This window comes from Klebsiella sp. HMSC16A12, assembly GCF_001808265.1.
In the GTDB taxonomy this organism is placed as follows: domain Bacteria; phylum Pseudomonadota; class Gammaproteobacteria; order Enterobacterales; family Enterobacteriaceae; genus Klebsiella; species Klebsiella pneumoniae.
This window is the reverse complement of sequence record NZ_KV792618.1, coordinates 44,995-63,820: the sequence shown is the minus strand read 5'-3', so window position 1 is coordinate 63,820 and position 18,826 is coordinate 44,995. Positions and strand designations below refer to the sequence as shown.

The window sequence follows — 18,826 nt, the reverse complement described above, 5'->3', positions numbered from 1 at the left end:
TGTCCAACTTTTGGGGTGCAGTCCAGCAGCGCAGCCGGGCAATCCCTGAAGATTGCACTTTGCCAGCAATATAAAGCCCTCTTCAGAGAGGGCTTTTATCGCACAATCGCGAAGATTAACGCTTAAAGCGGTCCGGGAAGGTCATTTCGCTGTAGCGAACAAAGCGGGTGCATTTCGCCAGCTTGTAACCAAACCAGATGACGAGGAACAGCGGAATACCGATGTAGGTCGCCGCCACGCCGCCCCAGTCAATGGTGTCCTTGAGGAACGCTTCGTAGTTCTGTCCGAGGGTGATGATCAGGCACAGCACGAAGGCGAAGATCGGCCCCAGCGGGAAGAACCCGGAACGATACGGCAGATTATTAATATCGTTACCCTGCAGGACGTAGCCGCGACGGAAACGATAGTGGCTGATCGCAATACCCAGCCAGGCGATAAAGCCCGTCATCCCGGAGGTGTTCAGCAGCCACAGGTACACCGTCTGGTTGCCAAACATGGAAGTCAGGAAGCACAGCGCCGCGATCACGGTGGTCGCGTACAGCGCGTTACGCGGCACGCCGCCACGCGACAGCTTCGAGAAAATGCGCGGCGCTTTACCGTCGCAGGCCAGGGTGTACAGCATACGCGTGGAGGCGTACATCCCGGAGTTACCCGCCGACAGCACGGCAGTCAGGATAACGGCGTTCATGATTGCCGCCGCCGACAGCAAACCAGCATGCTGGAACACCAGGGTGAACGGGCTGACGGAGATATCCTTCACATCGTTACGCAGCAGACTCGGATCGGTATACGGAATGATCAGGCTGATAATCAGGATCGCGAAGACGTAAAACAGCAGGATACGCCAGAAGACCTGGCGCACCGCGCGCGGAATGTTCTTCTCCGGATTTTCAGATTCACCGGCAGCGATGCCGATAAGCTCGGTGCCCTGGAACGAGAAGCCGACAATCATCGCCACGCCAATCATCGCCGAGAAACCGCCGGCGAACGGCGCATCCGCGATCCCCCAGTTGCTCCAGCCGGCTGGCTGCGCCCCTTTGAAGATGCCGACAATCATCATCACGCCGACGATGATAAAGATAATGACGGTGGCTACCTTTATCAGCGAGAACCAGTATTCCGCCTCGCCAAAGCCGCGCACCGAGATCCAGTTCAGCAGGAACATGATGCCGAGGAATAAGGCGCTCCAGATCCAGCCCGGAGTGTCGGGGAACCAGTAGCTCATCACCAGCTGTGAGGCCACGAGGTCAACGGCGATCGTCACCGCCCAGTTGTACCAGTAGTTCCAGCCCAGCGCGAAGCCGAAGCCTTCTTCAACATAATTCTGCCCGTAGGTGGCGAAGGAACCGGATACCGGCATAAACGCCGCCAGCTCGCCGAGGCTGGTCATCAGGAAATAGACCATCAAACCGATCAGAATATAAGACAGCAGCGCCCCGCCGGGACCTGCTTGCGAAATGGTTGCGCCAGAGGCAACAAAAAGACCCGTACCGATGGAACCGCCGATGGCGATCATGGTCAAGTGGCGCGCCTTCAGTTCACGACGTAGCGTGGGCGCTTCTGTGGTTTTAGTTTCCGAAACCATGTGATAATGCTATCCATCCAAAAAATGAGGCGCGATTGTAGCAGACGATCGGGGTTCCATCCGGTACAAATGCAAAGTTATAAGAGAGCTTCATGATCGCCCGCAAATTATTAGTAAAGCACTAACCTGCGGAATTGCCAGCGAATTCCCCCCGTAATCAGGCGATAAAACCGGGCTGCTACACCTGGCAATAGTGCAGAAAACGTTGTAATGCTTTAGAAATATGCTTCTGCCGGTGATGGATCCGCCACAGCGTGCGCGTCAGCCGGGGCAATGGCACTTTCAGCTCCGCCAGCGTGCCCGAGGCAAGCTGTTCGGCAATCACCCGCCGCGATAGACAGCTGATGCCCAGGCCATGCCTGACCGCGTGCTTGATCGCCTCTGAATTACCCAGCTCCATGCCCAGATGAAACGCCGGCAGATGCGACAGCAGAACGTAATCGACAATCTCCCGGGTGCCGGAGCCATGCTCGCGCAGGATCCACGGCGCCTCAGCCAGTTGCTGCAGGGTCACCTCCCCCGCCAGCAGCGGTGAGTTGGGCGCGGCAAACACCACCAGTTCATCCTCCAGCCACGGCTCGGCAATAATATCGGCGGCATGGCACGGCCCCTCAATCAGGCCGAAATCCACCCGCAGGTCGGCGACGGCGTTGATGACGTCCAGGCTGTTGCCGACGCTCAGCTCGACCGGCAGATCCGGGAAGTCATGACGATAGCGGGCAATAATCTCCGGCATAATATAGTTGCCGATGGTGCTGCTGGCGTAGACTCGGATCGCCCCGTTATCGCCGCGAAACAGCTGCTCGATCTCCAGGGCCCGCTCCAGCAGCGCCAGCGCACGCGGGTACAGCAGCCGTCCATGCTCATTCACCACCAGTCGTTTACCGACGCGGTCAAACAGCTGCACGCCGAGCTGCCCTTCCAGATCGGTCAGCGCGGCGCTGACCGCGGATTGCGAAAGCGCCAGCATCTGTGACGCCTGAGTGGTCGACCCACTCTTGTGGACTTCGGCGAACACTTCCAGCTGCCGCAGCGTAATATGCATAACCCACCCGTTTAGTAATCCAACCTGAATAACCTTCCTTACTATGGTGACACAAATCGAGGCGGCTGACGGAAGGAAAATCCGCTTATATCACAAAATCATCGTCTTGCCAGCGAGACCGCCCCGCTTCTGCCTAACCCGCTCTCGCCCCGTTGTAACCGGCGAAGCGGCCATTAACCACTTATTACGATTGATTATAAACATATAATCAATTTTATATTTAATCCCGCGCGGCGTAACCTTTAGGCAGACAAAGGAGAAGGTTATGACAGCACTCACTTTACCCACCAAACATCGTTCCCTGTGGCATTTTGTCCCAGGCCTGGCGCTGACCGCCGCTCTGACCGGCGCCGCCCTGTGGGCCGGTAGTTTCCCGGCCATCGCCGGCGCAGGCTTTAGCGCCCTGACCCTCGCTATCCTGTTCGGGATGGTCGTCGGCAACACGGTCTACCCGAAAATCTGGCAGCCCTGCGACGGCGGGGTGATTTTCGCCAAGCAGCATCTGCTGCGCCTGGGGATCATCCTCTACGGCTTTCGCCTGACGTTCGCCCAGATTGCCGACGTCGGCGTGAGCGGTATTTTGATTGACGTTCTGACGCTCTCCAGTACCTTTTTCATCGCCTGCTTCCTTGGCCAGAAAGTGTTTGGTCTCGATAAACACACCAGCTGGCTGATCGGCGCCGGCAGCAGCATCTGCGGCGCGGCGGCCGTGCTCGCCACCGAGCCGGTGGTCAAAGCCGAAGCCAGTAAAGTGACGGTCGCCGTCGCTACAGTGGTTATCTTCGGTACCATCGCCATCTTCCTCTACCCGGCGATGTACCCGCTGCTGGCGCACTGGTTTACCCCGGAAACCTACGGGATCTATATGGGCTCCACCATGCATGAAGTGGCGCAGGTTGTTGCCGCCGGCCATGCGGTCAGCCCGGACGCGGAGAACGCGGCGGTTATCGCCAAAATGCTGCGCGTCATGATGCTGGCTCCGTTCCTGCTGTTCCTGGCGGCGCGTGTTAAACAGCTGACCCCGGCAGGCAACGGCGAGAAAAGTAAAATCACCATTCCGTGGTTCGCCATTATGTTCATCCTGGTGGCGGTGTTTAACTCCTTCCATCTGCTGCCGAAAGCCGTGGTGGATATGCTGGTGACGCTGGATACCGTCCTGCTGGCGATGGCAATGGCCGCCCTCGGGGTCACCACCCACGTCAGCGCGCTGAAAAAAGCCGGGGCGAAACCGCTGCTGATGGCGCTGATGCTGTTCGTCTGGTTGATTGTCGGCGGCGGGGTCATTAACGTCGCTATCCACAGCCTGATGGCATAAAGCACTACATCTTTCTCCAGTTAAGCCGCTATCATTACCCACCCCCCAGCGGCTTTAACTGGAGTTTTTTTATGAAATACGTAGGAGCGCACGTGAGCGCCTCAGGTGGACTGGCCAATGCCGCCATTCGCGCCGCCGAAATCGAAGCAACCGCCTTCGCCCTCTTCACCAAGAACCAGCGCCAGTGGCGCGCCGCGCCGCTCAGCGACGAGACCATCGCCGAATTCAAAGCCGCGTGTAAAAAGTATCACTTTGGCCCGGGGCAGATCCTGCCGCACGACAGCTACCTGATTAACCTTGGCCACCCGGTGGAAGAAGCGCTGGAAAAATCCCGTGATGCTTTCATTGATGAAATGACCCGCTGCCAGCAGCTGGGACTGACGCTGCTCAACTTCCACCCCGGCAGCCATCTGCAGCAGATCCCGGAGGAGGAGTGCCTGGCGCGCATCGCCGAATCGATCAATATCGCGCTGGCGAAGACCGAAGGCGTTACTGCGGTGATCGAAAACACCGCTGGCCAGGGCAGCAACCTCGGCTTTAAGTTCGAGCACCTCGCGGCCATCATCGACGGCGTGAAAGATAAATCCCGCGTCGGCGTCTGCATCGATACCTGCCATGCTTTCGCCGCCGGCTACGACCTGCGCAGCGCCGAAGCCTGCGAAAAAACCTTCGCCGCCTTCGAACGCATCGTCGGTTTTCAGTATCTGCGCGGCATGCATCTCAACGATGCCAAGAGCGCCTTCGGCAGCCGGGTCGACCGTCACCACAGCCTGGGGGAAGGCAACATCGGCCACGATTGCTTCAGCTGGATCATGCAGGACAGCCGCTTCGACGGTATTCCGCTGATTCTGGAAACCATCAACCCGGATATCTGGGCGGAAGAGATTGCCTGGCTGCGGGCGCAGCAGATTGCCGAAGTGGCGTAAATAGAGACAAAAAAAGGGCCGAACAGTCGGCCCTTTTTTATTGCGGTAGGATTATGCCGCTTTTTCAACTTCCGCTGTTTGCGCCTCAGGGCGTTTCAGCACGGCGTAGGCAAGGCCCGCCACCAGCGTTCCGGCAACAATCGCCAGCAGGTAGCCCAGCACCGGCGTAATCGCCCCCGGGATCAGCAGAACAAACAGCCCGCCGTGCGGCGCCATCAGTTTCGCGCCGACCGCCATGGAGATAGCGCCGGTTACCGCGCCGCCGACGATACAGCACGGCAGAACGCGCATCGGGTCACGGGCGGCAAAAGGAATCGCCCCTTCCGAGATAAAGCACAGGCCAAGAACCAGCGCGGCTTTGCCCCCTTCCCGCTGCCCTTTGTCGAACTTATTGCGCGCTACCAGCGTCGCGATACCCATCGCCAGCGGTGGCACCATACCGGCCGCCATGATCGCCGCCATCGGCGCATAGGTCTGGGTACTCAGCAGGCCAACGCCAAAGGCATAGGCCGCTTTGTTTACCGGCCCGCCCATGTCGGTACACATCATCGCGCCGAGGATCGCGCCCAGCAGAACCGCGTTGGCGGTGCCCATGGTTTGCAGCCAGTGGGTCAGCCAGGCGAGGATACCGGCTACCGGTTTACCGATCAGATAGATCATTGCCAAACCCACGATCAGGCTGGAGACCAGCGGAATGATCAGGATTGGCTTCAGGGCTTCCATACTCTGCGGCAGTTTCAGCTTCGTGCTGATGGCTTTCGCCACATAACCGGCAAGGAAACCAGCGATGATCCCGCCGATAAAGCCGGAGCCGCCGCTAACCGCCAGCATACCGCCGATAAGGCCCGGGGTCAGACCCGGACGGTCGGCAATGGAGAAGGCGATAAAGCCTGCCAGTACCGGCACCATCAGCGCGAAGGCCGAGCCGCCGCCGATCTGCATCAGCGCCGCCGCCAGGGTGTCTTTCACTTCAAACGCTTTGATCCCGAAGGCAAAGGAGAGCGCGATACACAGGCCCCCGGCCACTACCATCGGCAGCATATAGGAGACGCCGGTCAGCAGGTGGCGATAGGCGCCCGCCGACTCTTTTTTCCCTTCAGCAGCCGCCTGAGGTTTGCCGGATGGCTGGTACGGTTTGGCTTCCGCCACCGCTTTATCCAGCTCCTGGGCGGTTTTCTTCAGCGCCAGACCGGTGGTGGTGCGGTACATCGGCTTGCCGGCGAATTTCGCCAGGTCCACCTCGATATCGGCAGCGACGATCACCAGATCCGCCTCGGCCACCTCTTCCGGGGTGATGGCATTGCCCGCCCCAACGGAGCCGCGGGTCTCCACCTTCACCCACCAGCCGCGTTTTTTGGCTTCGGTTTCGATGGCTTCTGCCGCCATAAAGGTGTGGGCGACGCCGGTCGGACAGGCCGTGACCGCGACAATGCGTTTCTGCCCCTGAGCGGCGGCCGGAACGGCTACCGCCGCTGGCGCAACGTAGGGCTTAGCGTGGTCTTTCGCTTCTCCCAGGAACAGCTCCGGATGGGCGACAGCACGGTTAATATCGCCCAGGTAAACGTTTTTACCATTCAGCGCGCTATCGGCCGGCAGCGCGGTTCCCAGCACGATGGCCAGTTCGGCGTCATTCGGGTTATCAATCAGCTCAAGGTGCGCTTTCGGCGCCGCGGCACCCAGCAGGGTTTTCGCCATGTAGGCGCGCGCCTGTCCGAGTCCGGCATCAATAATCAGCAGCGTTTTCATTATGCCTCTCCTGCTGTCAATTAAAGGGTTGTAAGTCGACGCGCGCCATCATCGCGGCCAACTGGGTACGGTCGGTAATTCCTACATTGCTCTGGCTGACGGCCAGGGCAGCGACGGCGGTCGCCAGGCGCAGGGTATGCTCGCTGGATTCACGCATCAGCAGGCCGTAAATCAGGCCGCCGACCATCGAATCGCCGGCGCCAACGGTGCTGACCACTTCCACTGAAGGTGGTTTAGCAATCCACTCCCCAGAGGCGTTGACCCACAGCGCACCCTCTTCGCCCAGGGAGATCACCACGTGGGCGATACCCTGCTCGCGCAGCGCATGGGCGGCGTCGATAACATCTTTCATCTCCGGCAGCTTGCGGCCAGCCCAGATTTCCAGTTCGCGACGGTTCGGTTTCACCAGCCACGGCGCCGCTTTTAGTCCGGCAACCAACGCTTCGCGGCTGCTGTCGAAAATGATGCATGGGCACTGACTGCGCAGACGGGTCATCCAGTCGGTGAAGGCTTCCGGGCTAACGCCGGACGGCAGGCTGCCGCTGACGCAGACCATATCGAACTGCCCGAGCCAGCTCAGGGAGTCGTTGACGAAGCGTTCCCAGTCGCCCGGGGTGACTTCAAAGCCGGAGAAGTTGAAATCGGTCACTTCGCCATCTTTTTCCGTCAGCTTAACGTTGATACGGGTCCGGCCCTGCACCACCTGGAAACGGTTGGCGATCCCCAGCTCGCTGAACAGCTGCTGAAAGCCGTCCTGGTTGTCTTTACCCAGGAAACCGCCGACGGTGACGTCAATGCCGAGATCTTTCAGCACTTTCGCCACATTAATGCCTTTCCCGGCGGCGTGCAGGCCGGTGGTGCGCACCAGGTTCACTTCACCGCGTTCAATCTCCGGGGTGAATCCCACCAGGTCGTATGCCGGGTTTAACGTAATCGTTGCTACACGTCTGCTCATTTATGCGCCCTCCCCAAGGCCTGCGGCGATCGCTTCGCCAATCGCATCCAGCGCTTGTTGCGCATCCTCACCCTGCGCGGTAAAACGCAGACGGTGACCTTTTTTCACACCCAGCGCCACAACCTTCATCAGGCTGCGACCGTTAGCCGGCTTGCCGGAACCGTCGAGATTGGTGACGGTGATGTCGCTGGAAAATTGTTTAATGGTGTTGACCAGCATGGTGCCCGGACGGGCATGCAGGCCGTGTTCATTGCGCACCACGAATTCGGCGCTCAGCACATCTTCGGCAATGGCGTCGTCGCTGGTCAGCAGCGCCAGCACGGTGGCGGCGTCGGCTTTCAGCAAATGTTCAGCTTTCTTGTCCAGCAGCAGCTTGCTCAGACGGTTCAGCACTGCGGTCGGCTGCTCGTCGGCCATCGCCACCGTGACCAGCAGGGAAACCGGCTGCTCGTCGCGGGTAAAGGCGTTAGCCGCGCGGCTGACCGCCACGGCGCTGCGCAAATTGCCTTCCGCACTGTCGTTCAGCCAGACGCCCTGACCGAGGTTCAGCGGCGTATCGTTAATGACGTGGCTAACGAAGGCGGCATCGACAGCGCCAACTTCTTTCAGACGCGCCGCGTTCAGCGCCTGCAGGGTCAGCAGATCGCTGGCCGCGACGTCGAGACTGAGGGTCTCGTTATCCAGCTTCAGCGCTTCGCTCTGCTTCTCTCCCATCAGCAGCGCGCGCAGCTCTTCCGCGGTGGTGGCGGACTGCAGCTGCGCGGCGACCGCGTCATCGCTCAGCACGTGGGTCAGCTGACGCAGCAGGCCGAGGTGTTCATCTGAGCTGGCGGCAATCCCGATCGCCACATAGGCGGTCTGCCCTTCGCCCCAGGTGACGCCCTGCGGGAACTGAAACACCTGAACGCCGGTCTTCAGCACCTGGTCACGCGTATCCGTCGTGCCGTGCGGGATCGCGATCCCGTTGCCGAGGAAGGTCGAGGTCTGCTGCTCGCGCGCCAGCATGCCGTTCACGTAGCCATCGGCCACGTTGCCGGCGCTGACCAGCGCGGCGGCGACCTGCCGGATGGCCTCTTCTTTATTACCGGCCTGCTGGCCGGGATGAATATCCTGCACAGATAACTGGAACATGGTTCTCCTCTCCTGCTGAATTGAATCGTTTCAGCTAACTTGAGAAAAAAGGCGCCATCTGACGGGGAACGGATTGCCGAATGACGCTGAAACGTTTCAAGAATTTTGTACCTTTCTTGCTCAACGCGCAAGGTACGTCAGCGACTTGATCGCAGAACTTAGAGGTACTGCACACTTTTGCTGAAGCCTTAGCTATCGACCGCCTCGAACGTCAGCTTTTTGCTGAACCCTATATTTTGAAACGCCTTTTTAATTATTCGTGCCATACTACTGTTTATTTTTAGCCAGCAGGCGTAAACTCCGCGCCGTCTCCTGAAACTACAGAAAACCAAACCCATGGAAAACCGTAGCGCCGCTCTCCCCCGACGCGGGTTCGATGTCACCTCTTCCGCCTTCTTAATCGTCGCCTTTCTGACGGGCATTGCCGGGGCGCTGCAAACCCCGACCCTGAGCCTGTTTCTGACCAACGAAGTGCACGTCCGCCCGGCGATGGTCGGTTTCTTTTTTACCGGCAGCGCGGTTATTGGCATTCTGGTCAGTCAGTTCCTCGCCGGCCGCTCCGACCGTCAGGGCGATCGCAAGCAGCTGATTGTCGTCTGCTGTCTGCTGGGGGTGCTGGCCTGCGTACTCTTTGCCTGGAACCGCAACTATTTCATTTTGCTGTTCATCGGCGTTTTTCTCAGCAGCTTTGGATCGACCGCCAACCCGCAGATGTTTGCCCTCGCGCGGGAGCATGCCGACAGGACCGGCCGCGAAGCGGTGATGTTCAGCTCCATTTTACGTGCCCAGGTCTCCCTGGCATGGGTGATTGGTCCCCCGCTGGCCTACGCCCTGGCGATGGGGTTTGGTTTTACCGCGATGTATCTCAGCGCCGCGGCGGCGTTTATCGTCTGCGGGATCATGGTCTGGCTATTCTTGCCCAGCATGCGCAAAGAAAACCCGGTAGCGACCGGCCGGCTGGAAGCTCCGCGCACGCATCGCCGCGATGCGCTGCTGCTGTTCAGCATCTGCACCCTGATGTGGGGTACTAACAGCCTGTACATCATTAACATGCCGCTGTTTATCATTAACGAGCTGCATCTGCCGGAGAAGCTGGCGGGGCTGATGATGGGCACCGCCGCCGGACTGGAAATTCCGACCATGCTGATTGCCGGTTACTACGCCCGGCGTTTCGGCAAACGCTTTCTGATGCGTCTTTCTGCAGTGGCCGGGGTGCTGTTTTACGTCGGCATGCTGACGGTGCATACGCCAGCGCTGCTGCTGGCGATGCAGGTGCTGAACGCCATCTATATCGGGATCCTCGCCGGGATCGGCATGCTCTATTTCCAGGACCTGATGCCGGGGCAGGCGGGCGCGGCCACCACCCTCTATACCAATACTACCCGCGTCGGCTGGATCATCGCCGGTTCACTGGCGGGGGTAGTGGCGGAGATCTGGAGCTATCACGCGGTGTTCTGGATTGCGCTGGCGATGGGCGTTGTCACTCAGGCCTGCCTGTGGCGGATAAGAGACGTGTAAGCACATTGGTTTCCATCCCTCTCATCTGCTGCGTTGAGCTCAGGGCGCGGTGGCCAGCTCAAGCTCCAGCAGCCAGGTGATCGCTTCATCGCGGTGGGTGAGGCACATCTCCGGCGAGGGCTGCAGGCTGGCGCACACCTTCGGGCGCAGAGGGGAGCCGAAAATAAGGCATAAATTGCGCTCGGAAAGCTGGATACAACGGGTGTTAGCCGGCTTGCCCTGCGGCATGCCGGGGATCGGCGATGATATAGAGGGGGCGATGCAACATGCGCCACAATCAGTACGACATTCCACAACCCGACTCCCAAACGCTCATTTTGCGCCACAGCCTAAACGTTTTGCCAGAAGATAGCAAAACTCGCGAAATCCGCTTGCCTGAACGCCCGGGCGCGAGTAGTTTTACGCGATATTTTTGACTCGTTAAGTGACAGGATTACTGCAATGCCAAGAGCGAATGAAATTAAAAAAGGTATGGTGCTGAATTACAACGGCAAGCTGCTGATTGTGAAAAATATTGATATTCAGTCACCCAGCGCCCGCGGTGCTGCGACACTGTATAAAATGCGCTTCTCCGATGTGCGCACCGGCCTGAAAGTAGAAGAGCGCTTCAAAGGCGACGATATCGTCGATACCGTCACCCTGACCCGCCGTTTCGTCGACTTCTCCTACGTCGATGGCAACGAATACGTGTTCATGGATAAAGAAGACTATACCCCTTACACCTTTACCAAAGAGCAGATTGAAGAAGAGCTGCAGTTTATTCCGGAAGGTGGGATGCCGGACATGCAGGTGCTGACCTGGGACGGCCAGCTGCTGGCGCTGGAGCTGCCGCAGACCGTTGACCTGGAAATTATCGAAACCGCGCCGGGTATTAAAGGCGCGTCCGCCAGCTCCCGCACCAAGCCAGCCACCATGAGCACCGGCCTGGTGATTCAGGTGCCGGAATACCTGACCACCGGTGAGAAAATCCGCATTCATATCGAAGAGTGCCGCTATATGGGCCGCGCGGATTAATCATCGGTAACGCCCCGACAGTAAAAAAGGACAGCGCTGGCTGTCCTTTTTATTATCCCCATTGCCGCGATTACAGCAGTTCAGGGTATTTGGTCATTTTCAGCGCCAGCTCGACGCCGCGCACTTCCGCCATCCCCTTGAGACGGCCAATCGCCGAATAGCCTGGGTTGGTTTTCTTGCGCAGATCATCGAGCATCTGATGACCATGATCCGGACGAAATGGGATCGGGCGCAGATCGCCGGCCTGTTTACGCCGCTGCTCTTCACGCAGGATAGCATCCACCACCGCCACCATATTGACGTCGCCGCTAAGGTGCGCCGCCTCGTGGAAGGTTTTTGGGTTTGCTTCACGGCAGGTAGAGCGCAGATGGGTAAAATGGATGCGATCGCCAAAGGTCTCCACCATCTTCACCAGATCGTTATCGGCGCGAACGCCATACGATCCGGTACACATGGTGAAGCCATTATTAATGCTGTCCACCGTCTCCTTCAGCCACTGCATATCTTCGATGGTCGACACGATACGCGGCAGGCCAAGGATCGGCCGCGGCGGATCGTCCGGATGCACAGCCAGGCGGATCCCTACCTCTTCGCATACCGGCACGATGGCGCGCAGGAAATAGGCCATATTTTCACGCAGCTGCGCTTTATCAATGTGGTCGTACTCCGCCAGACGCGCGCGGAACTGGTCAAGGGTGTAGCCCTCTTCCGCTCCCGGCAGGCCGGCGATGATATTGCGAGTCAGTTTATCGATCTCTGCTTCGCTCATCGCCTTGAAATAGACCTCAGCCTGACGCTGCTCTTCTTCACTGTAATCCGCTTCCGCTCCCGGGCGTTTAAGGATATGCAGCTCAAAGGCGGCGAAAGCGATCTGATCGAAACGCAGCGCCCGGGAGCCGTCCGGCAGCTCATATTCCAGATCGGTGCGCGTCCAGTCGAGGATCGGCATAAAGTTGTAGCACACGGTATCGATGCCGCAGGCCGCGAGGTTGCGGATGCTCTGCTGATAGTTGGCAATCCAGGTCGCATACTGCCCGCTGTGGGTTTTAATATCCTCGTGGACGGGAATGCTTTCGACGACCGACCAGGTCAACCCTTTTGCCGCTAACAGCGCCTGACGCGCTTTAATCTCGTCGATCGGCCATACCTGACCGTTTGCAATATGGTGCAGCGCAGTGACGACGCCGGTCGCCCCCGCCTGCCGTACATCATCAAGCGATACCGGATCGTTCGGCCCATACCACCGCCAGGTTTGCTCCATCGCTATGCCCTCACAAAAGTTGTTATACCAATAATGGCGACACTCATGACGACTACCATACATGTTTCTCACCTGGCTGCAAACAGTGCTGGCCTATTGATTGATCCAGCTCACAGTCAGCGGATAATTTCGGCTTACCAATTTAACTTCCTGTCATATAACTTTAGACTGGCATTGTTAATAAGCAGTTAAACAGGTGTGGGAAGAATGACAACAATTGCAACCGCTACGCTACCGAAGAACGTGCAATACCCTCAATACGATCGCAGCCAACTCCGCTCGCGTATTGTCCATTTCGGCTTTGGCGCGTTTCACCGCGCGCACCAGGCGCTGCTCACCGATCGCGTGCTGAATAACGTCGGCGGCGACTGGGGGATCTGTGAAATCAGTCTGTTCAGCGGCGACACGCTGATGAGCCAACTTCGCGAACAGGACCATCTGTTTACCGTGCTGGAAAAAGGCGCCGACGGCAACCAGCCCATTGTGATCGGCGCGGTGCACGAATGTCTGAACGCCAGGCTCGATTCGCTGGCGGCGATTATCGAAAAATTTTGCGAGCCGCAGGTAGCGATTGTCTCGCTGACCATTACGGAAAAAGGCTACTGCATCGATCCGGCGACCGGGAAACTGGATCCGACGCATCCGCGCATTATTCACGATCTGGAGAATCCGACGCTGCCGCAGTCAGCTCCCGGTATTTTAGTTGAAGCGCTAGCCCGCCGCCGGGAACGAGGCCTTCCGCCCTTTACCGTGCTCTCCTGCGATAATATCCCCGACAACGGTCACGTGGTAAAAAATGCCGTCCTCGGCATGGCGGAAAAACGCAGCCCGGCGCTGGCGGACTGGATCGCCGACAACGTCAGCTTCCCGGGCACCATGGTGGATCGTATTGTTCCTGCGGCCACACCGGAGTCGCTGGCGGAAATCGCCGCCGTGCTGGGGATCGACGATCCCTGCGCCATCAGTTGCGAACCCTTCATTCAGTGGGTGGTCGAAGATCACTTCGTCGCCGGGCGACCCGCCTGGGAGACGGCGGGCGTGCAGATGACCGATGACGTGTTGCCCTGGGAGCAAATGAAGCTGCGGATGCTCAACGGCAGCCACTCTTTCCTCGCCTGGCTTGGCTATCTGGCAGGGCATGCGCACATTAGCGACTGCATGCGGGATGACGTCTTCCGCCGCGCCGCCCGCCAGCTGATGCTTGACGAACAGGCTCCGACGCTGACCATTACCGGCGTTGATCTGCTGGCCTATGCCGACAGTCTCATCGCCCGCTTCAGCAATCCGGCGCTCAAACACCGCACCTGGCAAATCGCCATGGACGGTAGCCAGAAGCTGCCCCAGCGCATGCTCGATGGCATCCGCGTACATCTGGCGCGCGACAGCCGTTGGCCGCTGCTGGCTCTCGGCGTGGCCGGCTGGATGCGCTACGTCAGCGGCACGGACGACGCCGGTCAGACGATCGACGTGCGCGATCCGCTGGTCGACAAGATCCGGCAGCGGGTGGCCCAGAGCGATGAGCAGCAGCGCGTCGACGCCCTGCTGGGGCTGGAGGAAATATTTGGCCGCGACCTGCCGCACAACGCCCAGTTTGTCGCCGGGATCCGCGCCGCCTGGCAACAGCTGGCGACGCACGGCGCCCGCGAGGCCGTCGCCCACGCGCTGAATTCTTAACAATATTTGCGCTTATGCGGACAGAATTCTCTTCTGTCCGCCTCAGGACTTCTCTTTTCCCCCTTTTTTCGTCAGGATAGGCGTAACTGTTACAACATTACATTTATCCTGGAGAAAAAGAGTGACCAGAACCAATTTGATCACCGGCTTTCTCGGCAGCGGTAAGACGACCTCGATTCTTCATCTGCTGGCGCAGAAGCCTGCGGATGAAAAATGGGCCGTACTGGTTAACGAGTTTGGCGAAGTCGGGATAGACGGCGCGCTGCTGGCCGATAGCGGCGCCCTGCTCAAAGAGATCCCCGGCGGCTGCATGTGCTGCGTCAATGGCCTGCCGATGCAGGTTGGGCTGAACACCCTGCTGCGCCAGGGCAAACCCGATCGCCTGCTGATCGAACCCACCGGTTTGGGCCACCCAAAGCAGATCCTCGATATCCTCACCGCGGCGGTGTATGAGCCCTGGATCGATCTGCGCGCCACGCTGTGCATCCTCGATCCCCGCCAGCTGCTGGATGAAAGAGCCGTCAGCAACGACAACTTCCGCGATCAGCTGGCCGCGGCGGACATCATTGTGGCTAATAAAAGTGATCGGGAAACCGCCGAAAGCGCCCGGGCGCTGGCCGACTGGTGGCAGCGCTGGGGCGGCGAGCGTCGCAAGGTGTCGGCAATCCAGGGCAATATCGATCTGGCCCTGCTCGATGAGCCACGACGGAACACCGCCCCGCTGCCAGCGAGCGCGGAGCACGCCCACCGCCATCCCCCCTCTTCCGGCCTCGCCGCGCTCAGCCTGGCGGAACACCAGCGCTGGCGCCGCCATCTCAACAATGGCCAGGGCTATCAGGGCTGCGGCTGGATCTTCGACGCGGAGACGGTCTTTGACACCATCGGCCTGCTCGAATGGGCCAGGCTGGCGCCAGTGGGGCGCGTTAAAGGCGTGATGCGCATTGCCGAGGGGGCGGTACGAATCAACCGTCAGGGGGAGGATCTCCATATCGAGACCCTCAGCGTCGCTCCGCCCGATAGCCGGATCGAGCTTATTTCCGCGAATGAAGCCGACTGGAACGCACTCCAGACCTCGTTGTTGAGGCTTCGTTTAAGTTAAGGCGGCTAAGGTTGCCGCCGACTGTCACAAAATCGCAATGGCTATGATGAAAAACCGAATTCCTTTAATCCTGCTGCTTAACATCGCGGGTGTAGCGCTATTTTGCTCCTGGTATCTGCCAGCCAACCATGGCGCGTGGTTGCCGGTCGACTCCGCGATCTTCCATTTCTTTAACCATGGCGTCAGCGTCAGCCATGCTTATGCCTGGCTGCTGGCGATCATCAACAATCGCGCCTTCGACGCCTGTTCGCTGCTGGCGATGGGCTGCCTGATGCTGAGCTATTGGCTAAAGGCGCCGACTGCAGGCCGTCGTCAGATCGCCATCATGGGCCTGGTGATGCTGCTGGCGGCGGTGATCATCAACCAGCTCGCACAACACCTGATGCCGGTACAGCGCGCCAGCCCGTCTCTGTTTTTTAGCGATATTACCCGCGTCAGCGACGTCGTTAACTTCCCCACTAAGGATGCGTCGAAAGACAGCTTCCCTGGCGATCATGGGATGATGCTGCTGATCTTCGCGAGCTTTATGTGGCGCTATTTTGGCCGTCGCGCGCTGGGCGTCGCGCTGATTATCTTTGTGGTCTTTGCTTTCCCGCGGGTAATGATTGGCGCCCACTGGTTTAGCGATATTGCCGTCGGCTCCCTGACCGCCGTGCTGATCGGCGCGCCCTGGGTATTGATGACCCCGCTGAGCGATAAATTGATCGCCTTTTTCGATCGCTACTTACCCAGTAGAATATCGGCCAAATAATGTCTCCGGCAGCCGCCAGAGTCATTAACTATAAGGGGACCTTTTGGGTCCCTTTTTACATTTTCCCTTTTTTTCAACATGACGTTCATCTTCTTGTCACATTAATCCCGTGACAAATGAAGGAATTGTCTGTTTTTTGCCCGATATTGCCGTAATTTTGGCCTTTCCCGATGATTCACTTTTTGTCACCAAAATACTTATAAGAAATCGCGCAAAACCGCTCGCCATGCGGCGTTTGATAGGGTAATCTCGTTCTCGTTTTGCCTTTTCCGCAGCATTAATTCAGGGCATGAATAAAATTGTGCGTGACTGCACAAATTTAAGCTTAAGGAATTGTCTCATTGCGGATGGGTATTTAGGCTCTAACACGTTTGGCATTTTTTATAACGACATTGTCGTTAAGGACAACAAGGGAAAATAAACAGCATGGTCAAATCTCAGCCGATTTTGAGATATATCTTGCGGGTAGCCCCCGCGATTGCAGTAGCGGTTCTGCTTTCCGCGTGTAGTTCAACAAGTACCGCCAGGAATATGCATTCTGAGACGCATGCTGTGGGTAGTGGCGATTTATCATCACTGCAAGCCTCTCAGGATGAATTTGAAACGATGGTCCGTAACCTGGACGTAAAGTCCCGTTTAATGGATCAGTATGCCAGCTGGAAAGGCGTGCGTTACCGCCTCGGCGGCAGCACCCGCAAGGGTATCGACTGCTCAGCGTTTGTGCAGCGCACCTTCCGCGAACAATTTGGTCTGGAACTGCCGCGTTCAACTTCTGAACAGCAGGAAACCGGAAAATCGATTTCCCGTGCCCAACTGCGGACAGGCGATCTGGTTCTGTTTCGCGCCGGCTCTACCGGCCGCCATGTCGGGATCTACCTCGGCAACAACCAGTTTGTTCACGCCTCCACCAGCAGCGGGGTGACTATCTCCAGCATGGATGAGCCATACTGGAAAAAGCGCTACAATGAAGCGCGTCGAGTCCTGAGCCGCTCGTAAACTGTCCTCCACCGCCGCCGGTTATCCCTTGGCTGGCTGCGGGATAAAAAACACTGCCCCAGGCAGTGTTTTTTTTTGCCACCTGGTTCTCAACGTCGCAAAATAAGCTATGTCTTTTAAGTGGGAATGAGAAAAACGACGACCGACACTCCGTTGATGCGCTTCAATAACACGGAAAGAATCTGGCTATGCTTACTCGCTACTTTTCGCCCCAGCGTAAAACCTGGTTAACCAGCCTGAGCGTGGGGATCATCGTCGCGCTGTTGGCCGGGAGCATTCAGTTTATGGTGATCTACCATAACCGGGCCGAGCGTTTCGACGCCATTATCAACAATGTTAATACCTATCTGAAAAGCTATTTTCACGACCTGCGCCAGACCATTGACGGCCTGCAGCCGCTGGTGGACCAGCCCTGCGAGAATATTGACTCCGGGCTTACCTCCCACGCCGCGTTCAGCCCCAACGTCCGCGCTTTCCTGCTGGTCAAAAACGGCATCGCCTTTTGCTCATCGGCTACGGGAGCCATGAATACGCCCCTCAGCCAGCTGATCCCGGCCATCGATATCAGCAAACCCGTTGCTATGGCGATTTTACCAGGCACGCCGATGATGCCGAAGAGCGCGGCGCTGGCGCTGTGGGTAGGTAAACCCGGCGATCAAAACAGCGGCATTTTCGTGTCGATTAACGCTAATCTCACGCCGTATATCCTCTATTCCGCGCGGCAAAACGATTTCAGCGGCATTGCGCTGGCCATCGATCACACCGCTATCTCCACCTTCAGTAATCGACTGGTGGATCCGCAAACGCTGCATAACGCGCCGATCCGCCAGGCACAGATCGAGGGCTTACCGCTGAAGGTCTATCTGTATGCCAACAGCTGGCTGGCGGAAAATACGCAGTTTGCTCTGCTGCTCGGGGTCGTCTGCGGCCTGCTGGCGGGGCTGCTCTGCTATTACGTGCTGACGATCAAATCGGATCCGCGAAAATCCATTCTGCTGGGGATCAAAAATAACCAGTTCTACATCGTTTATCAGCCGGTGGTTAATGCTCAGACTCTACGTATCAGCGGCGTGGAGGTCCTAATGCGCTGGCGCCATCCGGTGGTTGGTGAAATTCCGCCCGACGTTTTTATTAACCTGGCCGAAACCCAGCAGATGATCGTGCCGCTAACCCATCACCTGCTCGCGCTGATCGCCAGCGACGCTGCGGTGTTGAAGCGTATTCTGCCGCGCGGCGTGAAGCTGGGGCTGAATATTTCCCCTGCCCATCTGCAGGCCGACAGCTTCCGCGACGATATGCTGCGCTTCGCCGCCGCGCTGCCAGCCGACCACTTTCACGTGGTGCTGGAGGTAACCGAGCGGGCGATGATTGATAAAGAAAAATCGATGGCTAACTTCGCCTGGCTCCACCGCCAGGGATTCGAAATCGCGATTGATGATTTCGGCACCGGGCATAGCGCGCTGATCTATCTCGAACGCTATAACTTCGATTATCTGAAGATCGATCGCGGTTTTGTGCAGGCGATTGGTACTGAAACAGTAACCTCGCCGGTGCTGGATGCGGTACTGACCCTCAGCCGCCGGCTGAAATTAATGACCGTCGCCGAAGGGGTGGAGACCCAGGAACAGGCGGAGTGGCTTCGCGGCCAGGGCGTTCATTTCCTGCAGGGGTACTGGATCAGCCGACCGCTGTCGCTGGCCGGGCTGGTGGCTGCGCACGATGAACCCGCGAACTATTTCACAACGCGCTAAGTCTCACTTATGATGCGGGAACGGATGTCGGCCATGGGGGCCGGCCATGACAGGGTATT

Annotated in this window: 16 protein-coding genes; 9 read left to right on the top strand and 7 right to left on the bottom strand. The window is 58.3% G+C overall.

What is annotated here, in order from left to right; all coding sequences use genetic code 11:
- Positions 1-115: 115 nt before the first annotated feature.
- Both HMPREF3140_RS15225 and yieE read right to left on the bottom strand, forming a co-directional pair.
- The gene (locus HMPREF3140_RS15225; protein WP_070553029.1) at positions 116-1,585 is read right to left on the bottom strand and encodes an amino acid permease; all 1,470 of its coding nucleotides are present in this window, start codon (positions 1,583-1,585) and stop codon (positions 116-118) included.
- Between the two features lie 178 nt (positions 1,586-1,763).
- Positions 1,764-2,630, bottom strand: a complete 867-nt coding sequence (yieE, locus tag HMPREF3140_RS15220) for a DNA-binding transcriptional regulator YeiE (protein WP_002912932.1) — start codon at positions 2,628-2,630, stop codon at positions 1,764-1,766.
- A gap of 265 nt (positions 2,631-2,895) precedes the next feature.
- Here yieE and HMPREF3140_RS15210 point away from each other — a divergent pair, with 265 nt between their 5' ends.
- A complete protein-coding gene (locus tag HMPREF3140_RS15210; RefSeq protein WP_002912935.1) occupies positions 2,896-3,945 on the top strand; it encodes a YeiH family protein in 1,050 nt (349 codons plus the stop codon).
- A gap of 71 nt (positions 3,946-4,016) precedes the next feature.
- Positions 4,017-4,871 carry a deoxyribonuclease IV gene (gene nfo / locus HMPREF3140_RS15205; protein ID WP_032411972.1) on the top strand — a complete coding sequence of 285 codons (855 nt, stop codon included), beginning with the start codon at positions 4,017-4,019 and terminating at the stop codon, positions 4,869-4,871.
- Between the two features lie 51 nt (positions 4,872-4,922).
- Here nfo and fruA read toward each other — a convergent pair whose 3' ends face one another.
- Genes fruA through fruB form a run of 3 tightly spaced genes read right to left on the bottom strand, consistent with a single transcriptional unit; the run spans position 4,923 to position 8,703 of the window.
- Complete coding sequence (gene fruA / locus HMPREF3140_RS15200; protein ID WP_002912939.1) at positions 4,923-6,617, bottom strand: PTS fructose transporter subunit IIBC; 1,695 nt, start codon at positions 6,615-6,617, stop codon at positions 4,923-4,925.
- A 16-nt stretch (positions 6,618-6,633) separates the two neighbouring features.
- Entirely contained in the window at positions 6,634-7,572 is a 939-nt protein-coding gene (gene fruK, locus HMPREF3140_RS15195) for a 1-phosphofructokinase (RefSeq protein ID WP_002912941.1), read from the bottom strand.
- Positions 7,573-8,703 (bottom strand): fused PTS fructose transporter subunit IIA/HPr protein, encoded by a 1,131-nt coding sequence (gene fruB, locus HMPREF3140_RS15190; RefSeq protein WP_002912947.1) that lies wholly within the window; start codon positions 8,701-8,703, stop codon positions 7,573-7,575.
- 336 nt (positions 8,704-9,039) lie between these two features.
- Between fruB and setB the strand changes: the two genes are divergently transcribed.
- Complete coding sequence (gene setB, locus HMPREF3140_RS15185) at positions 9,040-10,221, top strand: sugar efflux transporter SetB (RefSeq protein WP_004211524.1); 1,182 nt, start codon at positions 9,040-9,042, stop codon at positions 10,219-10,221.
- A gap of 39 nt (positions 10,222-10,260) precedes the next feature.
- On the opposite strand, the gene HMPREF3140_RS15180 is transcribed toward setB, so the two are convergent.
- Complete coding sequence (locus HMPREF3140_RS15180) at positions 10,261-10,515, bottom strand: YkgJ family cysteine cluster protein (RefSeq protein ID WP_004175066.1); 255 nt, start codon at positions 10,513-10,515, stop codon at positions 10,261-10,263.
- A 147-nt stretch (positions 10,516-10,662) separates the two neighbouring features.
- Between HMPREF3140_RS15180 and yeiP the strand changes: the two genes are divergently transcribed.
- The gene (gene yeiP, locus HMPREF3140_RS15175; protein ID WP_002912951.1) at positions 10,663-11,235 is read left to right on the top strand and encodes an elongation factor P-like protein YeiP; all 573 of its coding nucleotides are present in this window, start codon (positions 10,663-10,665) and stop codon (positions 11,233-11,235) included.
- 70 nt (positions 11,236-11,305) lie between these two features.
- Here the strand turns inward: yeiP and uxuA are convergent, their stop codons facing one another.
- On the bottom strand, positions 11,306-12,496 hold the full coding sequence (gene uxuA, locus HMPREF3140_RS15170) for a mannonate dehydratase (protein WP_016946899.1): 1,191 nt from the start codon (positions 12,494-12,496) through the stop codon (positions 11,306-11,308).
- 207 nt (positions 12,497-12,703) lie between these two features.
- Here uxuA and HMPREF3140_RS15165 point away from each other — a divergent pair, with 207 nt between their 5' ends.
- From HMPREF3140_RS15165 to HMPREF3140_RS15145, 5 genes are all read left to right on the top strand, one after another.
- Positions 12,704-14,170 carry a mannitol dehydrogenase family protein gene (locus tag HMPREF3140_RS15165; protein WP_032411974.1) on the top strand — a complete coding sequence of 489 codons (1,467 nt, stop codon included), beginning with the start codon at positions 12,704-12,706 and terminating at the stop codon, positions 14,168-14,170.
- Positions 14,171-14,291: 121 nt separating this feature from the next.
- A complete protein-coding gene (locus HMPREF3140_RS15160; protein ID WP_032411976.1) occupies positions 14,292-15,269 on the top strand; it encodes a CobW family GTP-binding protein in 978 nt (325 codons plus the stop codon).
- A gap of 37 nt (positions 15,270-15,306) precedes the next feature.
- Entirely contained in the window at positions 15,307-16,020 is a 714-nt protein-coding gene (locus HMPREF3140_RS15155; protein ID WP_002912965.1) for a phosphatase PAP2 family protein, read from the top strand.
- 426 nt (positions 16,021-16,446) lie between these two features.
- The gene (gene mepS / locus HMPREF3140_RS15150; protein WP_002912967.1) at positions 16,447-17,016 is read left to right on the top strand and encodes a bifunctional murein DD-endopeptidase/murein LD-carboxypeptidase; all 570 of its coding nucleotides are present in this window, start codon (positions 16,447-16,449) and stop codon (positions 17,014-17,016) included.
- A 188-nt stretch (positions 17,017-17,204) separates the two neighbouring features.
- Positions 17,205-18,767 (top strand): cyclic di-GMP phosphodiesterase, encoded by a 1,563-nt coding sequence (locus HMPREF3140_RS15145; protein ID WP_002912968.1) that lies wholly within the window; start codon positions 17,205-17,207, stop codon positions 18,765-18,767.
- The last annotated feature ends 59 nt before the right edge of the window (positions 18,768-18,826 follow it).

Bases quoted from the DNA above. Each gene is read 5' to 3' on its own strand.
- HMPREF3140_RS15225 (WP_070553029.1), bottom strand. From the start codon at position 1,585: ATGGTTTCGGAAACTAAAACCACAGAAGCGCCCACGCTACGTCGTGAA.
- yieE (WP_002912932.1), bottom strand. From the start codon at position 2,630: ATGCATATTACGCTGCGGCAGCTGGAAGTGTTCGCCGAAGTCCACAAG.
- HMPREF3140_RS15210 (WP_002912935.1), top strand. From the start codon at position 2,896: ATGACAGCACTCACTTTACCCACCAAACATCGTTCCCTGTGGCATTTT.
- nfo (WP_032411972.1), top strand. From the start codon at position 4,017: ATGAAATACGTAGGAGCGCACGTGAGCGCCTCAGGTGGACTGGCCAAT.
- fruA (WP_002912939.1), bottom strand. From the start codon at position 6,617: ATGAAAACGCTGCTGATTATTGATGCCGGACTCGGACAGGCGCGCGCC.
- fruK (WP_002912941.1), bottom strand. From the start codon at position 7,572: ATGAGCAGACGTGTAGCAACGATTACGTTAAACCCGGCATACGACCTG.
- fruB (WP_002912947.1), bottom strand. From the start codon at position 8,703: ATGTTCCAGTTATCTGTGCAGGATATTCATCCCGGCCAGCAGGCCGGT.
- setB (WP_004211524.1), top strand. From the start codon at position 9,040: ATGGAAAACCGTAGCGCCGCTCTCCCCCGACGCGGGTTCGATGTCACC.
- yeiP (WP_002912951.1), top strand. From the start codon at position 10,663: ATGCCAAGAGCGAATGAAATTAAAAAAGGTATGGTGCTGAATTACAAC.
- uxuA (WP_016946899.1), bottom strand. From the start codon at position 12,496: ATGGAGCAAACCTGGCGGTGGTATGGGCCGAACGATCCGGTATCGCTT.
- HMPREF3140_RS15165 (WP_032411974.1), top strand. From the start codon at position 12,704: ATGACAACAATTGCAACCGCTACGCTACCGAAGAACGTGCAATACCCT.
- HMPREF3140_RS15155 (WP_002912965.1), top strand. From the start codon at position 15,307: ATGGCTATGATGAAAAACCGAATTCCTTTAATCCTGCTGCTTAACATC.
- mepS (WP_002912967.1), top strand. From the start codon at position 16,447: ATGGTCAAATCTCAGCCGATTTTGAGATATATCTTGCGGGTAGCCCCC.
- HMPREF3140_RS15145 (WP_002912968.1), top strand. From the start codon at position 17,205: ATGCTTACTCGCTACTTTTCGCCCCAGCGTAAAACCTGGTTAACCAGC.